This window comes from Candidatus Obscuribacterales bacterium (assembly GCA_036703605.1).
Taxonomy (GTDB): domain Bacteria; phylum Cyanobacteriota; class Cyanobacteriia; order RECH01; family RECH01; genus RECH01.
This window is the reverse complement of the sequence record DATNRH010001218.1, coordinates 1-8,960: the sequence shown is the minus strand read 5'-3', so window position 1 is coordinate 8,960 and position 8,960 is coordinate 1. Positions and strand designations below refer to the sequence as shown.

General features: G+C 53.5%; 8 protein-coding genes. 5 read left to right on the top strand and 3 right to left on the bottom strand.

What is annotated here, in order from left to right; genetic code table 11:
* Nucleotides 1-155: 155 nt before the first annotated feature.
* From V6D20_25200 to recR, 3 genes are all read left to right on the top strand, one after another.
* Nucleotides 156-1,121, top strand: coding sequence for a putative 2-dehydropantoate 2-reductase (locus tag V6D20_25200; protein ID HEY9819079.1), 966 nt, complete (start codon nt 156-158; stop codon nt 1,119-1,121).
* 494 nt (nt 1,122-1,615) lie between these two features.
* On the top strand, nt 1,616-2,674 hold the full coding sequence (gene psbA / locus V6D20_25195; protein HEY9819078.1) for a photosystem II q(b) protein: 1,059 nt from the start codon (nt 1,616-1,618) through the stop codon (nt 2,672-2,674).
* 135 nt (nt 2,675-2,809) lie between these two features.
* Nucleotides 2,810-3,424: a recombination mediator RecR gene (recR, locus tag V6D20_25190; GenBank protein ID HEY9819077.1), complete on the top strand. Its 615-nt coding sequence runs from the start codon at nt 2,810-2,812 to the stop codon at nt 3,422-3,424.
* A 57-nt stretch (nt 3,425-3,481) separates the two neighbouring features.
* On the opposite strand, the gene V6D20_25185 is transcribed toward recR, so the two are convergent.
* A complete protein-coding gene (locus tag V6D20_25185; protein HEY9819076.1) occupies nt 3,482-4,411 on the bottom strand; it encodes a Sll0314/Alr1548 family TPR repeat-containing protein in 930 nt (309 codons plus the stop codon).
* A 224-nt stretch (nt 4,412-4,635) separates the two neighbouring features.
* Entirely contained in the window at nt 4,636-6,048 is a 1,413-nt protein-coding gene (gene hydA, locus V6D20_25180; protein ID HEY9819075.1) for a dihydropyrimidinase, read from the bottom strand.
* Nucleotides 6,049-6,638: 590 nt separating this feature from the next.
* On the opposite strand from hydA, the gene V6D20_25175 reads away from it, so the two are divergent.
* Both V6D20_25175 and V6D20_25170 read left to right on the top strand, forming a co-directional pair.
* Entirely contained in the window at nt 6,639-6,926 is a 288-nt protein-coding gene (locus V6D20_25175) for an RNA-binding protein (GenBank protein HEY9819074.1), read from the top strand.
* A 152-nt stretch (nt 6,927-7,078) separates the two neighbouring features.
* Entirely contained in the window at nt 7,079-8,611 is a 1,533-nt protein-coding gene (locus V6D20_25170) for a GTP-binding protein (GenBank protein HEY9819073.1), read from the top strand.
* Here the strand turns inward: V6D20_25170 and V6D20_25165 are convergent.
* Nucleotides 8,608-8,960 (bottom strand): 7-cyano-7-deazaguanine synthase (locus tag V6D20_25165; protein ID HEY9819072.1); only part of this gene is annotated, 353 nt, incomplete at its 5' end. The genes V6D20_25170 and V6D20_25165 overlap by 4 nt on opposite strands.

Sequence of the window (8,960 nt, the reverse complement as noted above, 5' to 3'; positions counted from 1 at the left end):
GCCAGCGACTATCAACAGTTTTTGAACGACGCCCTGCAAATTGCCTTGAGTGTACGCCAAGAACTCGATTACCCTAAAAACTAGCGCACCTTCTATCCCTAGCCCTAGCAACACCTAGGATATAGAAGATGGGTTGTTGTTCAGCGATCGCAGGTATGCCACAGTCTAAACGTCGATATGCCATTCTTGGAACGGGTGCCCTAGGCGGATTTTATGGAGCACAGTTGCAGCAATCAGGTCTTGAGGTTCACTACCTGCTGCACCGGGACTACGACCATGTTCGGCAGCATGGTCTTGTTGTGGAGTCTCCTGATGGCGATGTGATTCTCCCTGAAGTACAGGCCCATGCCAGTGTAGCCACCATGCCCCCTTGCGATGTGGTCGTTGTGGCGCTGAAAACGACTCAGAATCACCTGCTCCCCCAGTGGCTTCCCAGCGTCACTAAGCCCGATGGTGTGGTTCTGGTGTTGCAAAATGGACTAGGCGTAGAGCCCTACGTGGCAGAGATTGTCGGGGCCGATCGGGTGATGGGCGGGCTTTGTTTCATCTGCTCTAACAAAGTTGGGCCGGGGCATATTCGCCATTTGGATTACAAAAAAATTGCCCTAGGTGACTACGGGCCAAACTATGCAGCTAGGGGCATCACGGAGCGACTAAGAGCGATCGCCCAAGATTTTGAACAGGCAGGAATTCCCATTGATCAAACGGAAGATTTGCTCTGGGCCCGCTGGAGAAAACTGATTTGGAATATTCCCTTCAATGGTCTCTCTGTGGTCCTCAATGCCAGCACCAGCGAGATGATTTTTGACCCCCACATCCGTCCACTAGCGATCGCGTTGATGCAAGAAGTGATTGCCATAGCTGCTGCCTATGGTCGAGTTCTGGATGACTATTATATTCAGCAAAATATTGAGCATACAGAACAGATGAAACCCTACCGCACCAGCATGAAAATCGACTATGACGAACAGCGTCCGCTGGAGTTAGAGGCAATTTTCAATCAGCCCCTTGTTGCAGCTCAAGCCAAGCAGGTAGCCGTACCACTCACCCACATGCTTTACCAGCAGCTACAGTTCTTAGATCGACGCAATCAAGGGTCTTCAGGCAATAAACTCAACTAAATGAAGCTAGGTTGCCGGGTTGCGACGTCGCGCAATCCTCGTCTCATAAGAATTGGAGCATTGAGCTACGTCGCAAGGCTGGTCAATCGTTACGCCTTCCCACCTAGCAGAGTCTAGAGGTCAACATTAGGGCGTACCATCCCCTTCAACGCCTAGCTCATCTTCATTCTGAACAAGTAAACATATATTGCAAAATATTGCAGCGATCGCCTTCGTACTTAATACAAAATATGACTATTGTTAACCACTTGAATTGATTAACCTAGGAGCGATCGCTCCCTTAGTAACCTGATGCGAGAACAACGAAATTCCGTTAATTCAGTAGGACGTGAATTCAAAGATTCATGTTTCTGAATATAAACCTTTGTCAAAAACAATGTAGTTTAGTTCAGAAGATCACGGATCAACAAATATGATGATCAGTACGTCGAGCCATTCATGCTTGGCGCATCATTTTTCTTTAATTACATACCTCAACAAGGACTTATTGCATTATGACTACAACCTTACAGCAGCGCGATGGCGCTAATGTATGGGAGCGGTTTTGCAACTGGGTCACCAGCACCGATAACCGCCTTTATGTAGGCTGGTTCGGCGTCTTGATGATCCCCACCCTGCTCACCGCTACCATCTGTTTCATCATTGCCTTCGTGGCAGCCCCCCCGGTTGACATCGACGGTATCCGTGAGCCTGTCGCTGGCTCTTTGATCTACGGCAACAACATCATCTCCGGTGCGGTTGTGCCTTCTTCTAACGCCATTGGCTTGCACCTCTACCCCATCTGGGAAGCAGCTTCCTTAGATGAGTGGTTGTACAACGGTGGCCCTTACCAATTGGTTTGTTTCCACTTCCTCATCGGCATCTTCTGCTACATGGGACGTCAGTGGGAACTCTCCTACCGCTTAGGTATGCGCCCTTGGATCTGCGTTGCTTACAGCGCTCCCTTGGCTGCTGCTACCTCTGTGTTCTTGATCTACCCGATTGGTCAAGGTTCCTTCTCGGACGGGATGCCTCTGGGTATCTCCGGTACCTTCAACTTCATGTTCGTGTTCCAAGCCGAGCACAACATCTTGATGCACCCCTTCCACATGTTGGGTGTGGCGGGTGTCTTCGGTGGCTCTCTGTTCTCCGCGATGCACGGTTCCTTGGTGACCTCCAGCCTAGTACGTGAGACGACCGAAACCGAGTCTCAGAACTACGGTTACAAGTTTGGGCAGGAAGAAGAGACCTACAACATCGTTGCAGCCCACGGCTACTTCGGTCGCTTGATCTTCCAATACGCCAGCTTCAACAACTCCCGCGCACTGCACTTCTTCTTGGGTGCATGGCCAGTAGTGGGCATCTGGTTCACGGCATTGGGCATCAGCACGATGGCGTTCAACCTGAACGGTTTCAACTTCAACCAATCCGTTCTCGACTCTCAAGGTCGTGTCATCGGAACTTGGGCGGATGTCTTGAACCGTGCCAACCTGGGTATGGAAGTGATGCACGAGCGCAACGCTCACAACTTCCCCCTAGACTTGGCTGCTGTGGATGCGCCTGAAATCGGTTAATCCCACCGTTCTCTAAGTTAGGCTAACGTCATAGCGCGTGTTCTTGTCTGGACACGCGCTATGTTTATGGACGAAAACGGGCGATCGCTCTGGGTTGGAAAACAGGGGCGATCGCCCGCTATGATTTGAAAGGCATTGGTTGGAGGAACAGCTACGGTTTACACACGTCCCTTAGCCCGCTTGATTGAACAGTTCCAGCGCCTGCCTGGCATTGGCCCCAAAACAGCTCAGCGGCTAGCCCTACACATCTTAAAACGACCGGAAACGGAGGTTCAGGCCCTTGCCGATGCCTTAGTAGCAGCTCGGCAGCAGATTGGGCTATGTTCTATCTGCTTTCATCTATCGGCAGAGCCCGTTTGTGAAATCTGCCGTGCGCCCTCGCGGGATGACCAAACGATTTGCGTCGTCTCCGATTCTAGAGACGTAATCGCCTTAGAAAAAACTCGCGAGTATCGCGGTAAGTATCATGTGCTTGGGGGCATGATTTCCCCTATGGATGGCGTTGGCCCTGATCAACTACACATTGCGCCTTTGATTCGCCGCGTTAGCCAGCAGCAGGTGTCAGAAGTGATCATCGCCATCAGCCCCAGCGTCGAAGGAGAAACCACGACGCTGTATCTCGGGCAGTTGCTGAAACCATTTACCAAGGTGACCCGCATTGCCTTTGGGCTGCCGATGGGCGGTGATTTAGAATATGCCGACGAAGTCACCCTGGCGCGCGCCTTAGAAGGACGACGGGAAATCGATTAATTCCGGTGGTTAAGACCAGCTAGGGACAATGGGCCATCGATGAATACCAGTGCTTCGTTAGCGACGTAGGCGATCGCAATTTTGATTACCGTCCGTCACCCGATTATTGGTACGACACCGCTCCCAAGCAATTTGGTTGCCGAGGGCCGTGGGGAAATTACCGCGACTCTCCAGAGCCAGGTCGAAAAACTCAAGGCTGGCCGCTTCATCCCCTTGCTGCACCAAAATTTGCGCCTTGAGATAGTACAAGTCTGGATTATTGGGAGCCGCAGCGATCGCTTGATCTATGGCGTCCATAGCGCAGCTATGGTCATCCAAATCACGACAAGCCACCGCAATCCCGCGCTGGGCCACGTAGGGCGGTGCAGCATAGTTGTCTAGGCGGCTAATTGCCTCTTCCGGATCAGCAAAGGGCAAATTCACGGCAATCATCAAATCCATAAACCCTTTGACCAGATTCAATTCTGGATCAGTGGCATCAATCGCTTCAGCCGCATTGATGTGGCTAAAAACACTCTGCAGCTTCATTAAAGCCGTGGGTGATCCCCGAAGGGTGCCTTGGGTCATAATCACATGGGCTCCTTCCATGAAATGCCCCACGGCTATATAAAGATTGCCCCGTAAAGGATCCGTCTCCACCAAAGCTTCTGCCGCCTCACGGGTGAGCGTAGCGCGGCGACCCATGGTATCCCAATCCTCTTCTAGGTAGGCCAGGGAAGCCACCATGGCGTGGGACATAGGTTCATCGTCTTCGGCAGATTCTAATAGGCGACCGGCTTCTACATAATTGCCCTGTTCAAACATGGCGCGGAAAGCCGCTTCCGTTTGATCACCAATGCTGTGAGGGTCACTCGTGCGGAAGGGGTCTCCAGCCCAAGCCGGAGATGCGCCCAAACTGAGGGCGATCGCCATACTGCCGACGATCAGGGGTTTGGACAGACGCTTGAGACAAGACCCAAGGGAACGAAACGACGCTGTGGCTGCCATAGGATTCTTTAGTAACGGCTCATCAAGACTTTTCCTGCCTATCCAGAGGATGAACAAACCCAGCTCATTGGGCTAGGCATGGGCAGGACAATGGATTGCTATGACACTGATGGTAACGGCGATCGCCCTCGATGGGGAGCGATCGCCCCTACGTCCCAGCACTCACATTCCTAAGGGTCATGACTGCAAAAGCCGTTCTGAGGTTTCAGGAGTCCTAAGAAGAACTATAGGATCCGTCCCGAGGCCGATCGCTTTTGAAAAGTGCCATAGCCTGCTTCTCCACACCAGCGATCGCCATCCACCAGCAAGCGTCCTCGCACAAACACCTTCTTCACCTTGCCAGTCACCTGCCGCCCTTCAAACATGGAATAGTCTACCCGCGAATGGTGGGAGCTGGCGCTAATCACATGCTGTTCTTCTGGATCAAAGATCACCAAATCGGCATCACTGCCCACAGCGATCGTGCCCTTGCGGGGAAATAGGCCAAACATCTTGGCAGGGGCCGTAGCCGTGAGTTGCACGAAGCGATTCAGGGAAATTTTGCCCGTGCGCACACCGCCGTCATAGATCAGCACTAAACGATCTTCTACCCCAGGAGCACCGTTGGGAATTTTGTTGAAATTGTCGTGGCCCAATTGTTTCGAAAACCGTACGCCCAGGGGTTGTTCATTCATGCAAAACGGACAGTGATCCGTGGCCACCAGTTGTAGATCATCAAACCGCAACCCTCGCCATAGATCATGATGGCAATGGTGATCCCGCAACGGTGGCGTCATCACATACTTGGCCCCATCAAAGCCAGGACGTTCATATTCCTCGCTGTGGAGAAACAAATAGTGGGGACAGGTTTCGGCAAACGCCTCAATGCCGCGATCGCGGGCCTCCACCACCGCCGCGAGGGCTTCTGGAGCAGAGAGATGTACGATATAGACCGGAATCTCCGCCAATTCAGCAATGCGGATCGCTCGATGGGTAGCCTCAGCTTCCATAATCCGAGGGCGAGTCAGGGCATGATACTTCGGCGACGTATTGCCCTGGGCTAATGCCTCTTCAATCAACACCTGAATCACCTGCCCATTCTCGGCATGGAGATTCACCATGCCGCCATGGTCACCCACGGCGCGCATGGTGCGAAAAATATCTGCATCACTCACCATCAGGGTGCCGGGATAGGCCATGTACATTTTGATACTGGATATCCCATCCTGGTTGATCAGATCCGGCAACTCTGCCAACACATCCGGATTAATGTCCGTGAGTACCATGTGGAAACTGTAGTCGATACAGACCTGCGGCTCTGCCAAGGCCAGGCGTTCGTCCAACGTCTGCTTAGCGCTTTCCCCCCGCCCTTGATAAGCAAAGTCAACGATCGTCGTTGTACCGCCAAAAGCCGCCGCATAGGTACCCGACTCATAGGTATCACAGTTCATCGCTGGCCCCTGGGGGCCTTCCATATGGGTATGGACGTCAATGCCCCCCGGAATCACCAGCATCCCGGTCGCGTCATGACACACAGCCCCCGGTACGTCCAAGTGGCGAGCGATCGCCTCGACCTTGCCATTCTCCACCAAAATATCGGCGACGTAATCATCCACCGCCGTTACAATCCGTCCACCCTGAATCACCACTTGGCTCATCGACAACTCCTTGTTTTAATCCCGTAGCCTTTGCCATGCTTGGAGCCGATCGGCGATCGCACCCATCCTGACACCAGAGCCTCAGCCTAACGCTAGTCTGAATTTTGCAGGGGTTAGCGAGAGATATGGTTAGGCACGTTACAAAACCATGGAGCCGTTCATAAAAGGATAGAGAATGATACAACTAGACACCTATCCCAGCGATGATCCTAGCGATCGCCGCCATCTGGAGCGATCGCCCAAAAGATGAAAAATAGGTTAAGAACTCCATATCTGGCCCAGCAGAATTCGGAGTCGCTCTACATGTGCTGCTACAATGAAATCTACGTTACATAACGCGGTGCGCTTTATCACCTGTTATGGTTGTCTCCTCAAACGCTTTTAATTCACCCCATGACGCGACCGTACTGCTTGGTACGGCGATATTTTTGTGAATGTTTCAAAAACTTAACAAAAACTCTACTGCCATTTTTGCGTAGATAGGATATGATTGCACGCAAGAAAGGTTCGGCAGCAGAGCGAGAATTGTGGTACGCAGTCCTTATGTTCTCTCCGAATTGTAAATGTACTGATTTGGTTTGGAGAGGATCGTGACTATTTACGTTGGCAACCTGTCTTTTCAGGCAACCGAAGAAGACCTGCAAGAAGTATTTGCTGAATATGGCGAGGTTTCTCGCATCAGCCTTCCTACTGACCGTGAAACAGGCAGAAAGCGTGGATTTGCTTTCATCGAGATGAAAGAAGATTCTGTGGAAGACACTGTGATTGCAGAGTTAGATGGAGCAGAGTGGCTCGGTCGTGAGCTACGGGTAAATAAGGCAAAACCCAGAGAGAACAGCGGCGGCGGAAACCGCCGAGGTGGAATGCGCGCAGGCTAACCCCTGAACGCGACATGTGATCTCTGTCTTACACTAGAGTTTGCACTTGATGAAATGTCGGAAGCCACTGCACAGGATCTGCTCGGGAGATACGTGGGCATCCGACGTTTTTTGCTGCTATCACAGGTTCACTGTCCGCTAGGTTAGCATCCATGTCTCGCCTTCCGTGGGGTATACAAATCGGTCTGATCGTCCTGGCATTAGGGGCGATTCTGATTGCGCTGGCTAGCGTAGCTGGTCTGTATGCCGATCTTTCCCTAATGTCCCCTCTACTGGCCAATCTGTTCCTCGTGCTAGTCCTGGGATTACTGCTGGGGGCGATCGCGTTGCTGGTCTATCCCCTATGGCGCTGGTGGCAGGCAAGCCAACGCAAGCGAGCCCAGCGGCCGCCCGTGGCTCCCACCAACAAAGCATCGGCAGCCCAGGCCGTTCTGGCTGGGGTACAGCAGCAGGTGGAACAGGTGCAAGACGAGGTCACCCGTCAAGTGTTGCGCGATCGCTCCCAGGCCATTGGCCAGGATCTAGAAGGGCGATCGCTGCATATGGTGGTGTTTGGCACTGGGTCGGCGGGTAAAACATCCCTGGTGAACGGTCTCATTGGCCGAGTGGGCGGGCCGATGGCTGCGCCCATTGGCACCACGGTGGACAACCAAACCTATGGTCTGCGGCTGCGGGGCCTCCAGCGTCGTCTGCAGTTGACCGACACGCCGGGGCTTGCGGAAACGGGCGTCATGGGTACCCAGCGAGAGCAGCAGGTGCGCCACCTGGCCGCCGAAGCCGACCTGCTACTGTTTGTTGTGGACAATGACCTGCGGCAGTCGGAATATGCCGTCGTGCGATCGCTCCTAGAGATGGGCAAGCGCTTGGTGTTGGTGTTCAACAAAATCGATCTGTACCCAGAATCTGACCTCGCCACCCTGCTGCTGCAGATCCAGCAGCGCCTGGCCGGCCAGATCGCTCCAGAGGATATCGTGGCGATCGCCGCCCAGCCGCGGCCTGTACGCCTCAACACCGGCGAATGGGTGACGCCCGAGCCCATGCTAGAGCCCTTGATGCAGCGCCTAGCCACCATCCTTCGCAACGACGGCGAAGATTTAATTGCCGACAATATTTTGCTGCAGTCCCAACGGCTCAGCGACGAGACCCGCCAGTGGCTCAACCAAGAACGCCGCCAGCGGGCCGAAGCCATTATCGATCGCTATCAATGGATTGGGGCCGGCGTCATTGCTGCGACACCCTTGCCGGGGGTAGATCTTGTGGCCGCAGCGGCGGTCAATGCCAAGATGATTGTTGATCTGGGGCAAATCTATGGCTGCGACCTAGACCTAGAGTCGGGTAAGGCGCTGGCGTTGGCATTGGTGAAAACCTTGGCGGGACTGGGTATCCTCAAGGGAACCATCGAGCTGCTATCCGTGGCGCTGCAAACCAATGTAGCCACCTTTCTGGTGGGGCGAGCCGTGCAGGGAGCCACTGCCGCCTACCTTACCCGCATCGCTGGCTATAGCTTCATCACCTATTTCCAACAAGGACAAGACTGGGGCGATGGCGGCATGACCGATGTTGTGCAACAGCAGTTTCAGCTCCACCGGCGCGATCGCTTCATGCAGGCTTTTGTACAAGACGCGATCGCTCACCTAGATAACTTAGTCTCATCCCCCACCGATAACCCCACCGATCTGTCCTAACGCATCGACATCTGCGATCGCCCCACCGCACTAGCCAAATCTGGACGCCCCGCATCGATTAAAGCGCGATCGCGAATTCGGCAGGAATCACAGAGGCCACAGGGTTGCTCTCCCCCCTCATAGCAAGACCAGGTTTGATGAATCGGCACCCCCAGCGCCAGCGCCCGCCGCACAATATCCACCTTACTGTCTTCCACCAAGGGAGCCACTAGCTGAGGAGCCTTACCTTCTAATCCTACCTTAGACGATAGATTAGCTAACTGCTGAAACGCCGCCAGATAGTCTGGACGACAGTCGGGATAGCCGGAATAATCTACCGCATTAATCCCCAGATAAATTGCCTCCGCCT